We start from the raw sequence: 20,793 nt of genomic DNA, 5'->3' as shown, positions 1-20,793 counted from the left end.
TCCGTGCGGAGAGGAGTGCGCCCGTGAGCGTCACAGGAACAGGGGGGTGGGGTTGAGCCGGTCGTACGGAAGCGGGGCCGCGAGGCGGCCCAGCCGTACGGGCACGTCGTACAGCCGGCCGGGCGCCAGCCGTGCCCAGTGCGGGCGAAGGCCCGGTACGACGACCCTGGCCACGGGGAGCCCCACGTCCGGCCGGGTCTGGTCGAGGGCGAGGAGGTCGAGACCGCGGTCGGCGAGCAGCCCCTGGACGAGCGCGATGTCCTCGGTGACGTCGCTGGTCGGCGCCGGGCGCCCGGCCACCACCGGGGCCGCGGGATCGGGCCGCAGGTACGGCAGTCCGGCGGCCGTGGCCGTGCGGAACCAGCGCAGCGCCTCGGGGTCCGTGCAGCCGTACCCGGCGCCGTCGGCGGTCGAGTCGACCACCGACGGCAGCAGCTGGTTCAGCTCGGTCAGCGCGCGGCGCAGGGCGACGGCCGGGTCCAGGTGCGCCCCGAAACCGAGGACGATGTCCTCGGCCGCGCGGTCCGTGCGGCGGGACAGGGCCGCCACGACGGGTATGCCGAGGTCCGAGGTGAGGTCGAGCGCCCACACCTCGCGGCCCAGATCCCGGTGCAGCGTCCGCAGTTCGCCGATCCAGGGGTCGTCCGTCGCATCGAGGTCGACACCGGGCTGGCGGGTGCGGTTGTACCACCACAGGGCGACGGCGTCGCGTTCGACGAGCTCCAGCGTGCCCTGCAGGACCGCGTCCTCCAGGGTGGCGCCGGCCGCGGCACCGTTGGAGTTCGCCGAGCAGTACGCGCGGCCCGCGGCCTGCGGCGCGTTGAAGTAGAGGAGCGCCGTCGGAAGCAGCCGGGTCCGGCCCTCGGTGAGCGACCACACGGGGGTCCAGTCGATCGCGGCGCTCTCGTCGAAGGGGTCGCACACCTGCTGGAAAGCACCGTGCCCGGCGTTCCAGCGCGCGCGGTCCTCGAACTGGCGCGGGTGGAAGAGCTGCACGGTGTCGGGGTGCACGGCGTCCGCCGCCAGGCTGCGGAAACTGCCGTGCTCCACGGGCTCGTCGCCCTGGTGGAAGCCGCTGTGACGCTCCAGGGCCTCGCACAGGGCGCTCACCTTCGCGTGCAGCGGGGTGACGCCCTTGCCGGAGCTGGTGTGGCGCAGCCCCGCGCGGAGGGCGCCGAGACCGGAGGGACCGACCACCGGATTGTGTCCGGCATGGAAGCAGTTGAGGGCCTCGGGGCCGCGCGGGTCCCGGCGGATCTCGGCGACCGGACCGGTCAGCGGGTCCACGAGACGGCCGTAGCGGGCCAGCACCTCGGCCGGCGACGAGGAGCGGTGACCGCCGCCGGTCGTGTCCCGCTTGGGGCGTGGCACGAGCCGTACGGGACGCCGTACCTGCCGGGCCACGAGCTCGGGATCGCCGCAACCCGGGCACTGTGGACGCCGGTCGACCGGGTGGCGCGAGGCCGTGAGCGTCAGGGTGTCCAGGGTCCACAGAGCCGCTTGGTGCGCGTCGCGGTGACCGGCCAGCCACGTGGCCGCTTCCAGCGCCGCCAGCTGCAGTCCGGCGAGCCGGGCCGCGGGCAGCGAGGTCGCCGGGCGAGGGGCGGGACCGGGACGGGACAGCAGCCGCTGTACGTGGGCCTCGGCCTGCCGGCCGCGCCACAGCCGGTCGGCGAGGCAGACCCAGCAGGGCGCCCCCGTCCGCTCCGGGACGCCGAGGAACGGGCCCGCCCAGATCTCCGTACCGTGCACGCGCACCGGAAGCCACGGCACACCGGATGCCCGCGACTCCTCGTCGATCCGGGCGAGCGCGGGATCGAGGTAGTCGTCGCAGAGCGCCACCGTCAGATCCGCCGGCTCCCCCTCGCCCGCGAGGCGCAGTGCGGCGCCGCGCAGGGCGGAACGCAGCTCGGCGGGGTCCGTGCCGTCGCCGACCGCGAGAACGCGTACGACCGCGTCGTCCAGCCGGCCGGCGGCCGCGCCGTCCAGGCCCGCGAGCTCCCAGTACGCCCGCTGCGCGCAGTGCCCGGACTCCGCCGTGCGGTGCAGCAGGCCCGCCCGGTCCAGCCGGGACACCAGCCGCTCGACCTCCTCGTCGGGGAGCAGCCCCGAGCAGGCGGCCCGCAGGGCCGCCAGGTCCCGGGTGCCGTCGAGCAGCGGCGCGAGGACCGAGACGGCCGGGCCGTGCAGCGCGGTCACCCGCCGGTCGGCGATCAGGTAGGCCGCCTCGCCCGGCACCGTCTCCACCTGGAAGTGGGACTTGAAGCCGAGCAACGGCGCTGCGCTGCCGCGCCGCACGGGCGCCGTCACAGGGCGCGGGCGGAGACGGCGGAGTCGGCCTGCGCGTCGAGCAGGGAGGTGACCCAGCAGATGCACAGGTTGTTCTCGCCCACGGCGCGGGTCTCCTGGACCAATTCCTCTATGACGAGGTCGTCGTGACGATCGCCGTGCAGCGCGGTGATGCCGGTCATCGAGATGCTCCCGTGAGTGAAGAGTGGAGAGTGGGGATCGAAGGTGAGGCGTGATCCCCGGGCGATGTCGGAAGTCTCTCCGCGGCCGGCCGCCACTGCCCAGTGCCGCGATCACGAGTGACGGCATGAAAGTTTCACGGGTGGCCCCGGTACGGACCCATCGCACATCCGGTACGGCGGCACTGGCTCCGGGAGCGCCGTGAGGGCGAAGGTCTAGGAGCGCACCGAGGGGTCACCGACGGACCCCGGTCCCCCAGGACCCGTCGCTGCGCCCGGGGAAGAACGACGAGGGGTAATCGATCATGGAAATCAAGGTGCTGGGTCCGCTGACCGCCGAGGCGTGCGGCCGGTCCGTCGTCCCGACCGCGGCCAAGCCGCGGCAGATCCTGTCCCTGCTCGCGGTGCACGCCAACCAGGTGCTGCCGGTGCCGACCCTGATGGAGGAGATCTGGGGGCACGCCCTGCCGCGGAGCGCCCTCACCACGCTCCAGACCTACATCCTGCAGCTGCGCCGCAAGCTGGTCGCCGCCTACGGCCTCAGCTCGGCGGAGATCTCCAGGGACGTCCTGGTCACCCGGCACGGGGGCTACCTGCTGCAGATCCAGCCGGGCGCCGTGGACGTCCACGAGTACGACCGGCTCGCCGCCGCCGGACGTGAGGCGTTCGACCACGGAGACGACGAGTCCGCGTCCCTGTACCTGAGCCAGGCCATCGACCTGTGGCAGGGCCCCGCGCTGGTCGACGTACGGACCGGGCCGATCCTGGAGATCGAGCTGGCCCGACTGGAGGAGAGCCGGCTGTCCACCCTGGAGCGCCGCATCGAGGCGGAACTGCGCCTGGGCAAGGACGCGATCCTGCTCGCGGAACTCAGCGAGCTGACCGCCCGCCACCCGCTGCACGAGGGCCTGCACGCCCAGCGCATGGTGGCGCTCTACCGCTCCGGCCGGCCCTGGCAGGCGCTGGAGGTCTTCCAGCGGCTGCGCGCGCGGCTCGTCGACGAGCTCGGCCTGGAGCCGTCGCCGCGCGTGAAGCGGCTCCAGCAGGCGGTGCTCTGCGGCGATCCGGCCCTGGAGTACGACGGGACGCACCGGCGCCGCGTCCTGGACCTGTTCGCCGCCTGACCCGGTCCACCCGACCGTCCGGCACCCCCCCCTCTGCCGGACCCCACCGAGCCCCGCGCCCCGGCCTCCCCCTGCCGGGCGCGGGGCTCTCGGGCGTCGGCGGGCCCGCACCGGCCCGTTCCACCCGCTGTCGAGGGCGCGTCGAGGATGCGTCGAGGGCGGCTGGCCATGGTGCGGCGGCGGCCCGCCCCGGGCCGCGGGCACCATCATCCGGCCCTGGGGGTTGCTTTGTCCGACGTGCACATCATCGATCTCTCCTCTCCCGTGGACGCCTCCTTCTGGGAGCCCGATCCCGTGATCCACGAGATCCTCACACCGGCCGAAGGCGCGCGGCACATGGCCGAGGAGATGAAGACCCACTTCGGCATCGACTTCGACCCGGCCGACCTGCCGGGCGGGGAGCTCCTCTCCCTGGACACCCTGACCCTCACCAGCCACACCGGTACCCACGTCGACGCCCCCTCCCACTACGGCTCCGCAGGCACCTACGGCGTGCCGCGCCACATCGACCAGATGCCCCTCGACTGGTTCCTGCGGCCCGGCGTGGTCCTCGACCTCACGGACGCGGGCACCGGTGTCATCGGCGTGGAGCGCATCGAGAAGGAGTTGGCCCGCATCGGCTACCGACCGCGGCCCCTGGACATCGTGCTGCTCAACACAGGGGCGTCGCGGTACGTGGGCACCCCGCGCTACTTCACCGACTTCGCCGGACTCGACGGTCCGGCCACCGACTACCTCCTCGACCTCGGCGTACGCGTCATAGGCACCGACGCCTGGAGCCTGGACGCCCCGTTCGGGCACATGCTGCGCACCTTCCAGGAGACCGGCGACCGCTCGGTCCTGTGGCCCGCCCACTTCGCCGGGCGCCGGCGTGAGTACTGCCAGGTGGAACGCCTGGCCAACCTCGACGCCCTGCCCGAGCCGTTCGGCTTCCAGGTCTCCTGCCTCCCCGTGAAGATCGCGGGCGCCGGTGCGGGCTGGACCCGGGCCGTGGCCCTCGTGGGGCAGTGAGCGGGCCCGCCGTGCCGCCGCTGCTGCTCTGCTTCCACCACGCGGGCGCCGGGGTCTCGGCGTTCTCCCGCTGGCAGGCGGAGTTCGGGGCGGCGGCCGAGGTCGTACCGGTCCTGCTGCCGGGCCGTGACGCACGCGTCCGGGAGCCCAGGGTCACCGAACTGGCCCCGCTGCTCGCCGAACTGGAGGTCGCGGCCGCGCTCACCCGGGGCCGCCCCTACCTGCTGTACGGGCACAGCCTCGGCGGCCTGGTCGCCTACAGTTTCGCCGCGGCGCGCGAGGCCGCGGGCGACCCGCCGCAGGCCGTGGTGATCGGGGCGGTGCTGCCGCCGCACCTGCGCTCGCTGCTCGCCCGGAGCGCCGAGCTGCCCGACACCCCGCTGCTGCGCCTCCTCGTACGCAAAGGGGTGCTGCCGCCCGACGCGGCCGACGCGGAGCGCGGCTCGGACATCTTCCGCCGCCGGGTGCTGCCGCCGCTGCGCGACGACCTGCGCCTGGCCCAGGACCTCGTCCGGCGCGCGGCCGTCCCGCTGCGCGCCCCGGTCCTGGCCCTGGCGGGCGCCGACGACCCCGTCGCGCCGCCCGCCGGGGTCGCGCAGTGGGAGCGGTACGCGGCCGGGCACTTCCGGCTGCGGACGGTCGCCGGCGGCCACCTCTTCGTACGGGACAGGGCCCTTCCCCGGTTGCTGCGCACGGAACTGGGCGGGTTCCTGACGGGTCTCCGCCCCGAGTCGAGTGCGGTTTGAGCACGTCAGGGCAGGGTCGCGGCATCAGCAGGAGCGATTGGAAGGTAGTGAGGACGTGACAGGTCCGAAGCTCCGCCGTCCCGAGGCGGACACGGGAAACCGACGAAGGAGTCAGGCGTGAGCCGGCGTGTGGTCATCACCGGGATCGGCGTGGTGGCTCCCGGAGGGGTCGGCACCAAGGAGTTCTGGTCGCTGCTGACCAGCGGGCGCACGGCGACCCGTGCCATCAGCCACTTCGACGCTTCCGCGTTCCGCTCCCGGATCGCCGCGGAAGCCGACTTCGACGCGGTCCGCGAGGGACTCACCCCGCAGGAGATCCGCAGGATGGACAGGGCCGCGCAGTTCGCGGTCGTCAGTGCGCGGGAGGCGCTCGCCGACAGCGGCCTCTCCCTCGCCGAACTCGACCCGTACCGGACCGGCGTCACCATCGGCAGCGCGGTCGGCGCGACCACGAGCCTCGACACCGAGTACGCGGTCGTCAGCGACGGCGGTGCCAAGTGGCTCGTCGATCCCCACTACGCGGTCCCGCATCTGTTCGACTACCTCGTGCCCAGCTCCTTCGCGGCCGAGGTCGCCTGGAGCGTCGGCGCGCAGGGCCCGGCCTCCGTCGTCTCCACCGGCTGCACCTCGGGGCTCGACTCCGTCGGGCACGCGGTGGAGCTCATCCGGGAGGGCTCGGCCGACGTGATGGTCGCCGGGGCCACCGATGCGCCGATCTCACCCATCACCGTCGCGTGCTTCGACGCGATCAAGGCGACCTCGTCGCGCAACGACGACCCGGGGACCGCCTCGCGCCCCTTCGACGCGTCGCGCAACGGCTTCGTCCTCGGCGAGGGCTCGGCCGTCTTCGTCCTGGAGGAGCTGACGGCGGCACGGGCCCGCGGCGCCCACATCTACGCCGAGATCGCGGGATTCGCCTCCCGCTGCAACGCCTACCACATGACCGGACTGCGCAAGGACGGCGCGGAGATGGCCGAGGCGATCCGCGTGGCCCTCGACGACTCGCGCCTGGACCGCACCGCCGTCGACTACATCAACGCGCACGGTTCCGGCACCAAGCAGAACGACCGGCACGAGACCGCCGCCTTCAAGCGCAGCCTCGGCGAGCACGCGTACGCGACCCCCGTCAGCTCCATCAAGTCCATGATCGGGCACTCCCTGGGCGCCATCGGCTCCCTGGAGATCGCCGCCAGCGCGCTCGCCATCGAGCACGGAGTGGTGCCGCCCACCGCGAACCTGTGGGAGCCGGACCCGGAGTGCGACCTGGACTACACCCCGCGCGAGGCCCGCGAGCGCAGGATCGACACGGTCCTCAGCGTCGGCAGCGGATTCGGCGGGTTCCAGAGCGCGATGGTGCTGACCCGCCCCGAACGGAGGAACGCATGAGCAGCGACGTCCTGGAGCGGGCGGCCGCTCCGCAGCAGGCCGCACCGCGCACGACGAACGCCGTGTTCACCGGGATCGGCGTCACCGCCCCCAACGGCCTGGGGACCGAGGCCTGGTGGGCCGCAACCCTGCGGGGCGAGCACGGCATCCGGCCCGTCCGGCGGTTCGACGCCTCCGGCTACCCGGCCACGCTCGCCGGCGAGGTCCCCGGGTTCGACGCGAGCGCGCACATCCCCAGCCGGCTGCTGCCGCAGACCGATCACCAGACGCGGCTCGCGCTCGTCGCCACGCAGGAAGCCCTCGACGACTCCGGCATCGACACCGGCGCCCTGCCCGAGTACGCGGCCGGCGTCGTCACGGCGAGCTCCGCGGGCGGCTTCGAGTTCGGCCAGCGCGAGCTGGAGGCCCTGTGGTCCCAAGGGGGCCAGTACGTCAGCGCGTACCAGTCCTTCGCCTGGTTCTACGCCGTCAACTCGGGCCAGATCTCGATCCGGCACAAGCTGCGGGGCCCGAGCGGGGTGCTGGTCAGCGAGGGCGCGGGCGGCCTCGACGCCGTGGCCCAGGCACGGCGCCAGCTGCGCCGCGGCAGCAGCGTCATCGTCACCGGCGGCGTCGACGGCGCGGTCTGCCCGTGGGGCTGGACCGCCCAGCTGGCCGGGCGACGCCTCAGCACCTCGGGCGACCCGGAGCGGGCCTATGTCCCCTTCGACGCGGGCGCGCGCGGCCACGTCCCGGGGGAGGGCGGCGCCATCCTGGTCCTGGAGGACGAGCAGTGGGCCCGGGAGCGCGGTGCCCGGGTGTACGGGCGGCTCGCCGGCTACGCCGCGACCTTCGACCCGCGGCCCGGCACCGGCGGGGAGCCCGGCCTGCGCCGGGCCGCTGAACTCGCCCTCGCCGACGCCGGACTGCCGCACGAGGCCGTCGACGTGGTCTTCGCCGACGCCGCCGGGCTGCCCGACCTCGACCGTGCCGAGGCGGACGCGATCACGGCCGTGTTCGGGCCGCGGGGCGTCCCGGTCACGGCGCCGAAGACCATGACGGGCCGGCTCGCCGCGGGCGGCGCCTCGCTGGACCTGGCCGCGGCACTGCTGTCGATCAGGGACTCCGTCCTGCCGCCCACCGTCCACGTCCACCGGCCGGCCGCCGGCATCGAACTCGACCTGGTCACCGGCGCGGCCCGGGAGCGGCGCGAGGTGCGCACGGCTCTCGTGCTCGCGCGGGGGGCGGGCGGGTTCAACGCCGCGGCGGTGGTCGCGGCGCCGTAGCCGAGGCGCATTCGCGCCTCCGGACCCCCACCCGGACCCCCACCCCCGGACCCCACCCGGAGACCACCACCCCCCACATCAGCGGAACCCCGGCGGCAGAGCGCAGGCCGGGTGCCGGAAGAAGCAGGAGAGAGGAACGACCATGGCTGAGATGACCCTGGAAGAGCTGACCGGGCTGCTGCGCGAGTGCGCGGGCGAGGACGAGTCGGTCGACCTGTCGGGAGACGTCCTGGACATCCCCTTCGACGACCTCGGGTACGACTCGCTCGCCGTGCTGCAGACCACGGGCCGCATCGAGCGCGAGTACGGCATATACCTGTCCGACGACACGGCCGCCGAGGCGGGGACGCCGCGGCTGCTGCTGGCCTTCGTCAACGAGGCACTGGCCGGCGTGCCGGCGGCCGCGGTCTGAGGCCGGGCGGGCCCGGACGGGCCACGGACCACGCCGGCCGTGACACCCCTGGGTGTCACGGCCGGCGTCGTCCGTCCTGTTCGCGGTTCCTGTGCTCGCCGTTCCGGTGGGATCCGCGTACCCGGGCCCGGACGTGCGACTGCCCCCGTCCGCCGGGGGATGCGGGACGGGAGCAGTCGGTCAGGGGGCGGTCAGACCAGGTCGTCCCTGGTCACGTAGCGGTACTCGACGAGCCACCGGTCCCCTTCGCGCACCAGCCGGTCCTCGCACAGCGTGCTCACGCGGATCGCGGACTGTCCGCCCCGCGGCGTCTCGATGACCAGGGCGTAGCAGCGGGCCACGGCGGTCGCCGGTCCCGTGGGGTCGACGGCGAGCATGCCGAGCCAGTGCCGGCGCTTGACGCCCTTCGCCGCGAACTCCTCGGTGGCCCTGGCGGCCGCCGCGGTGATGGCGGCCCGGCCCGCGGCCGGCTCGGGGTGGGCGTTGGCCGCGAACACCCCGTCATCGGTGAAGGTCAGTGCCCACTCCTCCACCCGGCCGTCGTCGAGCAGCTGCATCTGCCGCGCGTAGAACTGCTGGACCTCAAGGTGGAGCGCCCCGAGGCCGGCGGCGGCGCTCGCCTCGTCCGTCACGGTCATGGTGGTCCCTTCTGCCCGGTGATCTGCGGAGCCGGCGCCGTTGCCGGGCTCACTTGTCTCCCACGGATCGTGGCCCCCGCCCCTCGCGCTCCTCTCGACCGCCGGTCGACCCCTGGGTGCGCCCGCCCCGTCCAGCGGCCCTCGATCGGCGTTCGAGACCGGACGCGGATGCTCCCAACGGGTTGTCAACGAGAAGAACTTCGAAAGGAGCGCCGGACATGACGGGCAAGGAGCAGAAGGTCGCGCTGATCACCGGGGCGACCAGCGGCATCGGTCTCGCGTCCGCCCGCGCACTGGGCGGCGCCGGGCTGAGCGTCTTCATCTGCGCGCGCAGCGCCGAGAGCGTGGAGCTGACCGTCAAGCAGCTGCGGGAGGAAGGCCTCGAGGCGGACGGGACGAGCGCCGACGTACGCAGCGCCGAGAGCGTCGAGGCCCTGGTGGACGCGGCCGTCGCACGCTTCGGACGGGTCGACGTCCTGGTCAACAACGCGGGCCGGTCCGGCGGCGGGGTCACCGCGGACATCGACGACGAGCTGTGGGACGACGTCCTGGCCACCAACCTGACCTCGGTCTTCCTCCTGACCCGCGCGGTGCTGCGCCGGGGCGGCGTACGGGAGCGCGGCTGGGGCCGCGTCATCAACATCGCCTCGACGGCGGGCAAGCAGGGTGTCGTCCTCGGCGCCCCCTACTCGGCCTCCAAGCACGGCGTGGTCGGCTTCACCAAGGCGCTGGGCAACGAGCTGGCCCCCACCGGCATCACCGTGAACGCGGTCTGCCCCGGTTACGTGGAGACGCCCATGGCGCAGCGGGTCCGCGAGGGCTACGCGGCCGCCTACGACACCTCCGAGGACGCCATCCTGCAGAAGTTCCAGGCCAAGATCCCGCTCGGTCGCTACTCCACGCCCGAGGAGGTCGCCGGCCTGGTCGGCTACCTCGCCACCGACACCGCCGCCTCCATCACCGCACAGGCACTGAACGTCTGCGGCGGCCTCGGCAACTTCTGATGCGTTCCCCGTCACCCGCCCGTGTCCACGCCCACGCCCCTGCCCCCGCACCCGTTCACAAGGAGAGTCCCACGATGACCGTTCGCGAGGTCGAGCACGAGATCACGGTGCAGGCCCCGGCCGCCGAGGTCTACCGCCTGATCGCCGAGGTGACCAACTGGCCGCTGATCTTCCCGCCGAGCGTCTACGTCGACCACGTGGAGCGCGGTGAGCGCGAGGAGCGCATACGCATCTGGGCGACCGCCAACGGCACCGCCAAGAACTGGACCTCGCGCCGCACCCTGGACCCGCAGGCCCTGCGCATCACCTTCCGCCAGGAGGTCTCCGCACCCCCGGTCGCCGCCATGGGCGGCACCTGGATCATCGAGCCCCTCGGCGCGGACAGCGCCAGGGTGCGGCTGCTGCACGACTACCGGGCCGTCGGCGACGACCCCGGATCGCTGCGGTGGATCGACGAGGCCGTCGACCGCAACAGCCGCTCCGAGCTGGAGGCCCTCAAGGCCAACGTCGAACGGGCCACCCACGAGGCCGAGCTCACCTTCTCCTTCGAGGACACCGTCCGCATCGCCGGGTCCGCCAAGGACGTCTACGAGTTCCTGAACGCCGCCGACCTGTGGACCGACCGCCTCCCGCACGTCCGGCGCGTCGAGCTGACCGAGGAGAGCCCGGGTCTGCAGACCCTCGAGATGGACACCGTCGCCAAGGACGGTTCCGCCCACACCACCAAGTCCGTCCGGGTCTGCTTCCCGCACGAGGCCATCGTGTACAAGCAGATCACGCTTCCCGCCCTGCTGCTGCTGCACACCGGCCGGTGGACCCTCGTCGAGGACGGTGACGACGTGCTCGCCACCTCCCAGCACACGTGCACCCTCAACACCGGGAACATCACGAAGATCCTCGGCCCCGAGGCCGGTGTCGAGCAGGCCCGGGACTTCGTACGGACCGCCCTGAGCACCAACTCCCGTGCCACGCTCGGCCACGCCAAGGACTTCGCGGAGGGCCGCCGTGGCTGACGCCGCCGCCCGCCTCGACGGCCTCGTCGCCGAGGCGGCCCGGGCCCACCCGGACCGTACCGCGATCACGGCAGGGGAGCGGAGCCTGGACTTCGCCACCCTGGAGGAGCAGGTCGAGGCTGCCGCGGGCGCCCTGCGCGGGCTGCTGCCCGAGCCGGGCGCGGCGGTCGCCGTCTCCTCCGTCCTCGATCCCGACTTCGCCGTCGCCTACTACGCCGCCGTCCGCGCGGGCCTGGTCACGGCCGTGGTGAACCCGCTGCTGCGCGAGGAGGGGCTGCTGCACGTGCTCGCCCTGTGCGAGGCGCGCGTCGCACTCGTCGACGCCGGCCTCTACGAGCGCCTGCTGCCCCTGCGCGGGAAGCTGCCCCACCTGCGCCACATCGTGCTGATCGGCCCCGTGACCGCGGACGCCCCGGTGGGCGTACCGACCTTGGCCGAACTGGCCGGGGGCGCCCACGGCGGCACCGTCCCGGGCCCCGGGCCCGGCGCCGACGACGTGGCCTGCGTGCAGTTCACCAGCGGCACCACCGGGTTGCCCAAAGGGGTCCGGCTGACCCACCGCAACCTCACCGCCAACGCGGCACAGGTGGCCGAGGCACACCTGCTCGACAGCCGGTCGGTGACGGTCAACCACCTGCCGACCTACCACCCGATGCACCTCAACTCCGCGCTCCGCGCGGGCGCGACCCAGGTCCTGTGCACGGCCCCCGACCCCGTCGACGCCGTCCACGCGGCCAACCGCGCTGGTGCCACCCACCTCTACAGCCTGCCCGTACGCCTGGCCCGGCTGGCCACCGCGCCCCTCCCCGACGGACTGGCGCTGACCAGCGTGCGGTACGTCGCCTCGGGCGGTTCGGCGCTCGCGCCGCAGGCCGCGCGGGCCCTCACCGAGCGCTTCGGGGTCCCGGTCTTCCAGGGCTACGGGCTCGCCGAGACCTCCCCGCTCACCCACAGCGACGACCCCGAGCAGCCCGCCCACGGCTCGGTGGGCCGCACGGTACGGGACACCGAGTGCCGGATCGTCGACACCGGGACCGGTGAGGTACTGCCCCAAGGGGCCTCGGGCGAGGTGCAGTTGCGGGGCCCCCAGGTGATGAAGGGCTACATCGGACGCGCCGACGGCTCCGAGGTCGACGCCGACGGCTGGCTCACCACCGGCGACGTCGGCCGGCTCGACGAGAGCGGCCGCCTGTTCGTGGTCGACCGGCTGCGGGACACCTTCAAGTGCGACAACTTCCTCGTCGCGCCCTCGGAGATCGAGCAGGTCGCCGCCCGGCATCCGTGGGTGCGCGAGACGGTCGTCGTCGGGCTGCCCGACGAGCGCCACGGCGCGGTCGCCGCCGCCTTCGTGGTCCTCACCGAAGAGGGCCGGCGGCACGCCGGGGAGGCGGCCCGCGCGCTCGTCTCGTACGTGGCCGAACGCGTCCCCTACTACCAGCACGTGCACCACGTGGAGCTGGTCGACGCCGTCGAGCGCTCCGGGAACGGCAAGATCCAGCGCCGGCTGCTCCGGGACGCCCTCCTGGCCCGGCTCGCCGCCGCCCGCACGCCCGAGGAGGCGGTCGCGTCATGACCACACTGGAAGGGGCCTTCGCCGGCAAGGCCGCCGTCGTCACCGGGGCGACCCGTGGCGTCGGCCTCGCGGTCGCCCGGACGCTCTGCGCCGCCGGCGCCCGGGTGATCGTCAACTGGGCGCACAGCGAGGCCGACGCCGAGCGCGCGCTCCGGGAGCTGTCCGGTCTCAAGGGCGAGGCCGTCGCGGTACGGGCCGACGTCACCCGGGCGCAGGAACTGACCGGGCTCCTGGACCGGGTCGGGGCCGAGTACGGCGGGATCGACCTGTTCGTGCACAACGCGGCCTCCTGGCACCCCTCGCCGGCCGTCGGCGCGGACCCCGCCCTGGTCCGCGCGGACATCGCCGCGGGCATCGACCCGCTGCTGATCGCCGCGCCCGTCCTCGCCCGCGCGATGGAGGCCCGCGGGGGCCGCATCGTGGCCGTCTCCAGCAGCGGGGCCCGTTCGGTGGTCCCGCAGTACGTCGGCCAGGGCCTGGCCAAGGCCGCGCTGGAAAACCTGGTGCGGTACCTGGCCGTGGAGCTCGCGGGCCGGGGCATCACGGTGAACGCGGTCGCCACCGCCAAGATCGACAAAGGGGCGGCCACGCCCAACCCCCAGGCGGCCGCCGCCCTCGCGGCCCGCACACCGGCGGGCCGGCTGACCACCCCGCAGGACATCGCGGACGTCGTCGCACTGCTGTGCACCGACGAGGCCCGCTGGATCCACGGCCAGGTCATCACCGCGGACGGCGGCCTCGGGCTGCTCTGAGCGCCCCGCCGGACCCGGGGCGGACCGCTCCGGGGAGAAGCAAGGAGAGAGAGGACGATGACAGCCGAGGACGAAGTCACCACCGACGTCTGTGTCGTGGGCGCGGGTCCGGCGGGCCTGGTGCTCGCGCTGCTGCTCGTACGGTCCGGCGTACGGGTGGCCGTGGTCGAGAAGAACGGCGCGGGCCAGCGGGAGTTCCGCGGGGAGATCCTCCAGCCGGGCGCCATGGAGCTCCTCGACCGGCTCGGAGTCCTCTCGGGGGCCCGCGCCCGCGGAGCCCACGAGCACGCCCGGTTCCGGCTGGTGGAACACGAGCGCGTGCTGCTCGACATCGACTACCGGGTGCTGCCGGCCCCCTACGACCACCTGCTGAGCATTCCGCAGGCCCATGTGCTCGACGAACTGCTGCTGCACCTGGGGAAGTACGAGGACTTCACCTACCTCGACCGGCGCCGCGTCTGCGACCTGGTGCGCGAGGACGGGGTGGTGCGCGGGGTGTGCGCGGAGGGCGCGGGCGGCCCCGTCGTGGTCCGCGCGCGGGCCGTGGTCGGCGCCGACGGCCGGTTCTCGAAGACGCGCCGGCTCGCCGGCATCGACGCCGGCCGCACCGAGGCCTTCGACCTCGACGTCCTGTGGTTCAAGCTCCGCCGCGACCGGTCCCCGCAGCCGGGTGAGCCGCGGGACGTGCGGGTGTTCCGGGCCGGCGGCAACCCCGTCCTCGCCTACGACTCGTTCCCGGACCGCATCCAGGTCGGCTGGACCCTGCCCCACAAGGGCTACCAGCAGGTGGTCGCGCGCGGCTTCGACCACGTCCGGTCCGAACTCGCCCGCGCCGTACCCCCGTACGCCGAGCTGATCCACGAGCAGATCACCTCCCTGAAGGACGTGAGCCTGCTCGACGTGTTCTCCGGCCGGGCCGAGCGCTGGGCCGCCGACGGACTGCTGCTGATCGGCGACGCCGCCCACACGCACAGCCCGATCGGCGCGCAGGGCATCAACCTCGCGGTGCAGGACGCGGTACTCGCCCACCCGATCCTCGTCGGCGCGGTGCGCGGGCAGGACGCGAGCTCGGCCGTTCTGGAGGAGTTCGAGCGGCGGCGGGCGCCCGACATCCGGCGCGTGGCGCGGCTTCAGGCCGTGCAGAGCGGCGCGATGCTCTCGACGGGCACCTTCGCCACCCGGGTGCGTCCCAGGCTCGCCGGCGCGATGCGCCGCACCCCGCTCTACCGCAAGGTCCTCGACACCATCGCGTACGGCAACCGGTCCATCCGGATCGCCGAGCACCTGCTCACCGACTAGTTCCCCGTTTCCCGGGTGTCCACCGGCCCTCCAGAGCGTCACGAGGGGGCCGGGGGACGCTCGCCCCATCCTTCGAACCCGTACGCGAAAGGCGGCAGTGATGGCCGAGCTCTTCACCGTGATCAACACCTTCACCCTCAAGGACCCGGCGCGGGCCGAGGAGTTCGAGGCCCGCTTCCTGTCCCACGTCGAGTGGATGCGCGCGCAGGACGGCTTCGACTCGCACCAGGCGGTACGCCTCACCGAGCGCCCCGAGGTCTACGTCAACATCGGGCGCTGGCGCTCCCCGCAGGACTTCAAGCAGGTGCTCGGCAGCCAGGTCTTCCAGGAGCACGCGAAGGAGTTCCACCAGCTGGTGGACGTCGTCGCGGCCCCTTCCCTGAACGTGCTGCGGTCCGGCGACAAGGCCGCGTCCACCCCGGTCGTGGTCGTGGAGTCGGTCGAGACCTCCGACGAGCCGGAGACCTTCGAGAAGGCCTGGTCCGGGTACCTCGACGAGCTCGCCGCACAGGACGGCTTCCGGCACGCGGAGCTGAGCCGCTCCCTGGTCAGGCCCGGCGCGTACACCTTCGCCAGCTGGTGGACGGAGGGCCAGGCGTACCGCACGGCCCGCGCCGCCGTGCCGGCGCCGGCGCCGGGACAGGCCGACGAGGCCGCGCACGTGACGGCAGCCTGACCGCGCAGCCCCCGGAACATCCGACGGAAGGCCCGATTCCCCCGCGTTCGAGGGGCTCGGGCCTTCCGCGTGTGCGAGCGGACCGCCGGGCGGGACTGCACTCCCGTTCAAGGAGTCCACGACCGGCCGCCGCCATGCTCCAGCCGTTCCAGCCAGGTCCCTCATCGGTTCAAAGAGGTGTTCCCATGAAAGCCCTGATCCTGTCGGGCGGGACGGGTACGCGCCTGCGCCCGTTCAGCCACTCCCTGCCCAAGCAGCTCATGCCCATCGCGAACCTCCCGGTGCTGGAGCACGTCCTCGCCGATGTCCGCGACCTCGGCGTGACCGAGGTCGGTGTGGTCGTCGGCGAGCGCGCACCCGCCATCGAGGAGGCCCTCGGTGACGGCTCGCGGCTCGGGGTGCGCATCACCTACATCCCCCAGACGGCTCCGCTGGGCCTCGCCCACTGCGTCGAGATCGCCCGCGACTTCCTCGGTGACGAGGACTTCGTGATGTACCTGGGCGACAACGTGCTGCCGGGCGGTGTCGCCCAGGTGGCCGAGGACTTCCGCACCCACCGGCCGGCCGCGCAGATCGTGGTCCACAAGGTCGCCGACCCGCGGGCTTTCGGCGTCGCCGAGACCGAGCCGGACGGCACGGTGACCCGCCTGGTCGAGAAGCCCGAGCACCCCCGCTCCGACCTCGCCATGATCGGCGTCTACTTCTTCACCCCCGCGATCCACGAGGCGGTGCGGGCCATCGAGCCGAGCGCCCGGGGCGAGCTGGAGATCACCGACGCCATCCAGTGGCTGGTCACCCAGGGGCTCCCGGTCCGCGCCGGCACGTACACCGGGTACTGGTGCGACGCCGGGCGCGTCGCGGACGTACTCGCATGCAACCGCGAGCTCCTGGACGCCCGCACCCGCGACGTCCGCGGACAGGTCGACGACGCCAGCAGGCTCGTCGGCGAGGTGGTCGTGGAGGCCGGGGCCCGCATCACCGGCTCGTACATCGAAGGGCCCGTCGTCATCGGCGCGGGCAGCGTCGTCGCGGACAGCCACATCGGTGCGCACACCTCCATCGGCCGCTCGTGCGTGATCCGCGAGGCCCGCCTCGGCTATTCGATCGCCCTCGACGGCGCGTCCGTCATCGGGGTCAAGGGCCTGCACGCCTCGGTCATCGGCCGCTCGGCCACCGTGACGACGTCGGAGCACCCGTCCGGCCTGCACGGCATCGTCATCGGGGACCACTCGCGCGTGGAGATCGCACCCGACCGCGTGCTGCCGGAGGACTTCGCCGCAGCGGCGGGCCCGGACCGCGTCCTGGCCGCGGCCGCCGCCCGGAGCGGTGACTTCCGGTGAAGATCCTGGTCACCGGCGGTGCCGGGTTCATCGGCTCGCACTACGTCCGCACGCTGCTCGACGGCGGGTACGCGGGGCATGAGTTCTCGCAGGTCACCGTCCTGGACGCGCTCACCTACGCCGGCAACCCCGGCAACCTGCCGGCCGCGCACCCCCGGCTGCGGTTCGTCCAGGGCGACATCTGCGACCTCCCGCTCCTGCTGGACCTGCTGCCCGGGCACGACGCGGTGGTGCACTTCGCCGCCGAGTCGCACGTCGACCGCTCCCTGCGGAGCGCGGGCGACTTCTTCCGTACGAACGTCCTCGGCACCCAGACCCTGCTGGAGGCGTGCCTGCGCACCGGCGTCCACAAGGTCGTCCACGTCTCCACGGACGAGGTGTACGGCTCGCTCGCCGAGGGATCGTGGACCGAGGAGTGGCCGCTGCTGCCCAACTCCCCGTACGCGGCCTCCAAGGCGGGCTCCGACCTGGTGGCCCGGTCCTACTGGCGCACCCACGGCCTCGACGTGTCGGTCACCCGCTGCTCCAACAACTACGGCCCCTACCAGCACCCCGAGAAGCTCATTCCGCTCTTCACCACCAACCTGCTGCGCGGTCTGCCCGTCCCCCTCTACGGCGACGGGCGCAACATCCGCGAGTGGCTCCACGTGGACGACCACTGCCGGGCCGTCCAACTCGTCCTGGACAAGGGACGGGCGGGCGAGATCTACAACGTGGGCGGCGGCAACGAGCGCACCAACGCGGAGATCACGGACCGGCTCCTCGCACTGACCGGCGCCGACCGCTCCCTGGTCCGCCGCGTCCCCGACCGCAAGGGCCACGACCTGCGCTACTCCCTCGACGAGTCGAAGATCGCCGACGAGCTCGGGTACGCCCCGCGCATCGGCTTCGACGAAGGGCTCGCGCAGACCGTCGCCTGGTACCGCCGACACCCCGACCGGTGGCCGACCGCACCCGCCGCGGCCGCCGGCCCGAATGGAAAGGCAGCGTGATGGACGGTATCCAGCCGCCCCGGAACCCCGAGGTCCTCGTCGTCGGGGCGGGCCCGGTGGGCCTCACCGCGGCGCACGAACTCGCGCGGCACGGCGTACGCGTACGACTCGTCGACGCGGCCGCCGGGCCCGCCGTCACCAGCCGCGCCCTGGCCACCCACGCCCGGACCCTGGAGACGTACGAGCACATGGGCGTGGTGGACGAGCTGATACCCCGCGGTCAGCGCGTCGAGCACTTCACCCTGCACCAGAACGGGCGCCGCCTCATCCGCTTCGACACGGACTACAGCCGGCTGCCCACCCGCTTCCCCTACACGCTCATGGTCGATCAGGTGATCACCGAGGAGGTGCTGCGCACCGCCGCGGGCAAGCGCGGCGTCGACGTCGAGTGGGGGGTGCGCCTGACCTCCTTCGAGGACCGGGGCGACGGTGTGCTGGCCGCCCTCGAACACGCCGACGGCACGCGGGAGGAGGTGGCGGCGGACTGGCTGGTCGGCACCGACGGCGGCCACAGCACGGTCCGCAAGCAGCTCGGCCTCCAGCTGATCGGAGAATCCTCGGAGACCTGGCTGATCGCGGACGCCGTGGTCGAGTGCGACCTGCCGCGCGACAGCATCCACTGGATGCGCACCCCCGCGGGGACGGTGATGATGGTGCCGTTCCCCGAGCCCGGCAAATGGCGGTTGCTCGATACGGCGGACGTCGACTACGACGCGGACGTGCCCGGCGACGGCGCCCGCATCGCACGACGGTTCGCCGACAAGATCCATCGGGGCATCGGGCGGTCGGTCCGGGTCGAGGAGCCCACCTGGATCTCCGTCTTCACCATCCAGCAGCGCATGATCCGGCGCATGCGGTCGGGCCGCTGCTTCGTCGCCGGGGACGCGGCCCACGTACACAGCCCCGCGTCCGGCCAGGGCATGAACACCGGGGTGCAGGACGCCTTCAACCTCGCGTGGAAGCTCGCGTCCGTCCTGCGGGGCGAATCGGACGAGGCCCTCCTGGACAGCTACAGCACCGAGCGGGTGCCGGTCGGCGAGGAACTCCTGCGCTCCACGAAGTTCGCCACCGCACTCGTGCAGTTGAAGAGCAGGACGGTCGCCGCACTGCTGCGCGCCGGCTTCACGGTCATCCGCTCCCTCCCGGCGGTCAAGAGCCGGATGCAGCGCAAGATCATGGGCGGGATGTCGGCCCTCGGGCTCGTCTACGAGCGGGGCGCGCTGCACGCCCCCGCCGCGGCGGCCGCCGCCGGTCCGCCCGGCCCCGGTGCCCGGATCTCCCAGGTGTCGCACCACGGCTTCGAGCACTCCGAAGGCTGGCGCGAACTCCTGGCCCAGCTGCGGGAGCCCGGCTGGATCCTGCTGAGCCGCGACCCGGGACCCGGCCGGGAAACGGCCGCCGCGTACCCGTGGATCACCGTGCGCACCGCGGTGGACGACCCGGCGGCCGCGGTGCCCGGTCCGCTGGCGGACCCGGGCGGACGGCTGCGCGCCGGGCTGGGCCTGGAGACGGGCGTCTGGTCGCTGATCAGGCCGGACGGCTATGTCGCCGCCACCGGACCCGGCCCGGTCCTGGACGCGCTGGGCGAGCTGGGCCTGCGCCCCGCCGTCGCCGTGCGCTGACCCGCGGCCCCGCGCACGCCGCTGCTCCTCCTCAGGCCGACACGCCTTCGATCACCGGTCCAGAAGGGCTTGAGGAGTCCTTCGGACACTCACGGCACGTTCCGTCGACCGGTCTGCTGCCACAGCCCGAACACAGGAGACAAACCATGGTTGAACGTCGTAAGTACCACGAGCGCCTGCTCGCCCCCGTCCTCGACCCGCTGGGCGCGGTGATCCGCCTCGCACAGACCCAGGGTGAGCCCGACCACGTCGTCTACGAAGGACCCGAGGGCTGGTCCTTCGCGGCCGGCCCCGTCGCCGAACTGCGCGCCGACCGGGACGGCCTGGTGCTCACCAGCGAGGCCGGCGAGCGGTCGGTCGGCTGGACCGGGCGGCCGCTGCGGCAGATACCCGCGCTGCTCGACACCGTTCCGGTGGAGGACTGGCGTGTCTACGGGTGGGCCGGCTTCGACATCGCCGCGGCCAAGGAAGGCATGTTCGACCTGGTCGGAGACGACCCCTTCCTGCACCTGATGGTGCCCGCCACCGAGGTGCGGCTGCACAGCACGGGCACGCTGCTGCGCGCCCTGGACGCGGACGACCTGGACACCCTGGAGGCCCGGCTCGAAGCCGGTACGCAGGCCGAGTTCCGGGCCGTTCCCGTCGACGTGAGCGAAACCGACGCCGAGCCGTACAAGCGGTCCGTCGGGCGCGCCGTGGAGGCGATCAGGGAAGGCCGGCTCCAGAAGGTCATCCTGTCGCGCGTGGTGCCGGTGGAGCACCCGGTCGATCTGATCGGCACGTACGGCGTGGGCCGGCGGGCCAACACGCCCGCCCGCTCCTTCCTGCTGTCGCTCGGTGGCGTCAAGGCCACCGGCTTCAGCCCGGAAACGGTGGTCGAGGTCACCTCGGACGGCCTGGTCACCACCCAGCCGCTGGCCGGTACCCGGGCCCGCACCGGTGACGGGGCCGTCGACACCGCGCTGAAGGCGGAGCTCCTCGCCGACAGCAAGGAGATCTTCGAGCACGCCATCTCGGTGAAGGTCGCCTACGACGAGCTGGTCGAGCTGTGCGGCGAAGCCTCCGTCGAGGTACCGGAGTTCATGGTGGTCCGCGAGCGCGGCACCGTACAGCACCTGGCCTCGTCGGTACGCGGCCAACTGGTCGGCGGGGACGGAGCCTGGGACGCCTTCGCGGCGCTCTTCCCGGCGGTCACGGCCTCCGGGGTGCCCAAGCCCGCGGCGTACCGGGTCATCCGCGAGCTGGAGAGCAGCGAGCGCGGGCTCTACAGCGGCGCGGTCCTCACCTTCGACTCGGGGGGCGGCCTCGACGCGGCGCTGGTGCTGCGGACCGTCTTCCAGCAGGACGGCAGGACCTGGCTGCGGGCGGGCGCGGGCATCGTGGAGCAGTCCCGGCCGGAGCGTGAACTCACCGAGACCTGCGAGAAGATGGCCAGCGTCGCCACCTACATCGTCCCGCTCGGAGCGTGACGA

The 20,793-nt window shown here is 73.4% G+C and carries 19 protein-coding genes; 16 read left to right on the top strand and 3 right to left on the bottom strand.

Going from position 1 to position 20,793, the window contains the following annotated elements; genetic code table 11:
- Positions 1-30 precede the first annotated feature (30 nt).
- Positions 31-2,298, bottom strand: a complete 2,268-nt coding sequence (locus Sspor_RS12910; RefSeq protein WP_237403836.1) for a TOMM precursor leader peptide-binding protein — start codon at positions 2,296-2,298, stop codon at positions 31-33.
- Positions 2,299-2,306: 8 nt separating this feature from the next.
- Entirely contained in the window at positions 2,307-2,471 is a 165-nt protein-coding gene (locus Sspor_RS40560) for a hypothetical protein (protein WP_237403835.1), read from the bottom strand.
- A 302-nt stretch (positions 2,472-2,773) separates the two neighbouring features.
- Between Sspor_RS40560 and Sspor_RS12905 the strand changes: the two genes are divergently transcribed.
- The 6 genes from Sspor_RS12905 (at position 2,774) to Sspor_RS12880 (ending at position 8,412) form a co-directional block, all read left to right on the top strand.
- A complete protein-coding gene (locus tag Sspor_RS12905) occupies positions 2,774-3,592 on the top strand; it encodes an AfsR/SARP family transcriptional regulator (protein ID WP_202199267.1) in 819 nt (272 codons plus the stop codon).
- Positions 3,593-3,829: 237 nt separating this feature from the next.
- Entirely contained in the window at positions 3,830-4,603 is a 774-nt protein-coding gene (locus tag Sspor_RS12900) for a cyclase family protein (RefSeq protein WP_202199266.1), read from the top strand.
- The gene (locus tag Sspor_RS12895; RefSeq protein WP_237403834.1) at positions 4,600-5,349 is read left to right on the top strand and encodes a thioesterase II family protein; all 750 of its coding nucleotides are present in this window, start codon (positions 4,600-4,602) and stop codon (positions 5,347-5,349) included. The genes Sspor_RS12900 and Sspor_RS12895 overlap by 4 nt, the downstream gene beginning before the upstream one ends.
- 117 nt (positions 5,350-5,466) lie before the next feature.
- Positions 5,467-6,735 carry a beta-ketoacyl-[acyl-carrier-protein] synthase family protein gene (locus Sspor_RS12890; protein ID WP_202199265.1) on the top strand — a complete coding sequence of 423 codons (1,269 nt, stop codon included), beginning with the start codon at positions 5,467-5,469 and terminating at the stop codon, positions 6,733-6,735.
- Positions 6,732-8,000, top strand: a complete 1,269-nt coding sequence (locus Sspor_RS12885) for a ketosynthase chain-length factor (protein ID WP_202199264.1) — start codon at positions 6,732-6,734, stop codon at positions 7,998-8,000. Before Sspor_RS12890 ends, Sspor_RS12885 begins: the two co-directional genes overlap by 4 nt.
- Before the next feature lie 142 nt (positions 8,001-8,142).
- The gene (locus tag Sspor_RS12880; protein ID WP_202199263.1) at positions 8,143-8,412 is read left to right on the top strand and encodes an acyl carrier protein; all 270 of its coding nucleotides are present in this window, start codon (positions 8,143-8,145) and stop codon (positions 8,410-8,412) included.
- Between the two features lie 191 nt (positions 8,413-8,603).
- Here the strand turns inward: Sspor_RS12880 and Sspor_RS12875 are convergent, their stop codons facing one another.
- On the bottom strand, positions 8,604-9,050 hold the full coding sequence (locus Sspor_RS12875; RefSeq protein WP_202199262.1) for a nuclear transport factor 2 family protein: 447 nt from the start codon (positions 9,048-9,050) through the stop codon (positions 8,604-8,606).
- Between the two features lie 218 nt (positions 9,051-9,268).
- On the opposite strand from Sspor_RS12875, the gene Sspor_RS12870 reads away from it, so the two are divergent.
- The 10 genes from Sspor_RS12870 (at position 9,269) to Sspor_RS12825 (ending at position 20,790) form a co-directional block, all read left to right on the top strand.
- Positions 9,269-10,054 (top strand): SDR family NAD(P)-dependent oxidoreductase, encoded by a 786-nt coding sequence (locus Sspor_RS12870; RefSeq protein ID WP_202199261.1) that lies wholly within the window; start codon positions 9,269-9,271, stop codon positions 10,052-10,054.
- Positions 10,055-10,128: 74 nt separating this feature from the next.
- Complete coding sequence (locus Sspor_RS12865) at positions 10,129-11,067, top strand: aromatase/cyclase (RefSeq protein ID WP_202199260.1); 939 nt, start codon at positions 10,129-10,131, stop codon at positions 11,065-11,067.
- The gene (locus tag Sspor_RS12860; RefSeq protein WP_202199259.1) at positions 11,060-12,640 is read left to right on the top strand and encodes a class I adenylate-forming enzyme family protein; all 1,581 of its coding nucleotides are present in this window, start codon (positions 11,060-11,062) and stop codon (positions 12,638-12,640) included. The genes Sspor_RS12865 and Sspor_RS12860 overlap by 8 nt, the downstream gene beginning before the upstream one ends.
- Complete coding sequence (locus Sspor_RS12855) at positions 12,637-13,392, top strand: SDR family oxidoreductase (protein WP_202199258.1); 756 nt, start codon at positions 12,637-12,639, stop codon at positions 13,390-13,392. Before Sspor_RS12860 ends, Sspor_RS12855 begins: the two co-directional genes overlap by 4 nt.
- A gap of 57 nt (positions 13,393-13,449) precedes the next feature.
- Positions 13,450-14,691, top strand: coding sequence for an FAD-dependent monooxygenase (locus Sspor_RS12850; protein ID WP_202199257.1), 1,242 nt, complete (start codon positions 13,450-13,452; stop codon positions 14,689-14,691).
- A 100-nt stretch (positions 14,692-14,791) separates the two neighbouring features.
- A complete protein-coding gene (locus Sspor_RS12845) occupies positions 14,792-15,367 on the top strand; it encodes an antibiotic biosynthesis monooxygenase (RefSeq protein WP_202199256.1) in 576 nt (191 codons plus the stop codon).
- Positions 15,368-15,552: 185 nt separating this feature from the next.
- Positions 15,553-16,707 carry a glucose-1-phosphate thymidylyltransferase gene (locus tag Sspor_RS12840; protein WP_202199255.1) on the top strand — a complete coding sequence of 385 codons (1,155 nt, stop codon included), beginning with the start codon at positions 15,553-15,555 and terminating at the stop codon, positions 16,705-16,707.
- On the top strand, positions 16,704-17,699 hold the full coding sequence (gene rfbB, locus Sspor_RS12835; protein WP_202199254.1) for a dTDP-glucose 4,6-dehydratase: 996 nt from the start codon (positions 16,704-16,706) through the stop codon (positions 17,697-17,699). Before Sspor_RS12840 ends, rfbB begins: the two co-directional genes overlap by 4 nt.
- On the top strand, positions 17,699-19,321 hold the full coding sequence (locus Sspor_RS12830) for an FAD-dependent oxidoreductase (RefSeq protein ID WP_202199253.1): 1,623 nt from the start codon (positions 17,699-17,701) through the stop codon (positions 19,319-19,321). Before rfbB ends, Sspor_RS12830 begins: the two co-directional genes overlap by 1 nt.
- Positions 19,322-19,467: 146 nt before the next feature.
- Positions 19,468-20,790 carry a salicylate synthase gene (locus Sspor_RS12825; protein ID WP_202199252.1) on the top strand — a complete coding sequence of 441 codons (1,323 nt, stop codon included), beginning with the start codon at positions 19,468-19,470 and terminating at the stop codon, positions 20,788-20,790.
- The last annotated feature ends 3 nt before the right edge of the window (positions 20,791-20,793 follow it).

It is taken from the genome of Streptomyces spororaveus, assembly GCF_016755875.1.
GTDB classification, from domain to species: domain Bacteria; phylum Actinomycetota; class Actinomycetes; order Streptomycetales; family Streptomycetaceae; genus Streptomyces; species Streptomyces spororaveus.
This window is presented reverse-complemented; position numbering and strand designations above follow the sequence as displayed.

Excerpts from the sequence above, each read along its gene's own strand:
- Sspor_RS12875 (WP_202199262.1), bottom strand. The coding sequence starts at position 9,050 with ATGACCGTGACGGACGAGGCGAGCGCCGCCGCCGGCCTCGGGGCGCTC.
- Sspor_RS12885 (WP_202199264.1), top strand. The coding sequence starts at position 6,732 with ATGAGCAGCGACGTCCTGGAGCGGGCGGCCGCTCCGCAGCAGGCCGCA.
- Sspor_RS12825 (WP_202199252.1), top strand. The coding sequence starts at position 19,468 with ATGGTTGAACGTCGTAAGTACCACGAGCGCCTGCTCGCCCCCGTCCTC.
- Sspor_RS12905 (WP_202199267.1), top strand. The coding sequence starts at position 2,774 with ATGGAAATCAAGGTGCTGGGTCCGCTGACCGCCGAGGCGTGCGGCCGG.
- Sspor_RS12880 (WP_202199263.1), top strand. The coding sequence starts at position 8,143 with ATGGCTGAGATGACCCTGGAAGAGCTGACCGGGCTGCTGCGCGAGTGC.
- Sspor_RS12830 (WP_202199253.1), top strand. The coding sequence starts at position 17,699 with ATGGACGGTATCCAGCCGCCCCGGAACCCCGAGGTCCTCGTCGTCGGG.
- Sspor_RS40560 (WP_237403835.1), bottom strand. The coding sequence starts at position 2,471 with ATGACCGGCATCACCGCGCTGCACGGCGATCGTCACGACGACCTCGTC.
- Sspor_RS12855 (WP_202199258.1), top strand. The coding sequence starts at position 12,637 with ATGACCACACTGGAAGGGGCCTTCGCCGGCAAGGCCGCCGTCGTCACC.
- Sspor_RS12865 (WP_202199260.1), top strand. The coding sequence starts at position 10,129 with ATGACCGTTCGCGAGGTCGAGCACGAGATCACGGTGCAGGCCCCGGCC.
- Sspor_RS12845 (WP_202199256.1), top strand. The coding sequence starts at position 14,792 with ATGGCCGAGCTCTTCACCGTGATCAACACCTTCACCCTCAAGGACCCG.
- Sspor_RS12870 (WP_202199261.1), top strand. The coding sequence starts at position 9,269 with ATGACGGGCAAGGAGCAGAAGGTCGCGCTGATCACCGGGGCGACCAGC.
- Sspor_RS12840 (WP_202199255.1), top strand. The coding sequence starts at position 15,553 with ATGAAAGCCCTGATCCTGTCGGGCGGGACGGGTACGCGCCTGCGCCCG.
- Sspor_RS12850 (WP_202199257.1), top strand. The coding sequence starts at position 13,450 with ATGACAGCCGAGGACGAAGTCACCACCGACGTCTGTGTCGTGGGCGCG.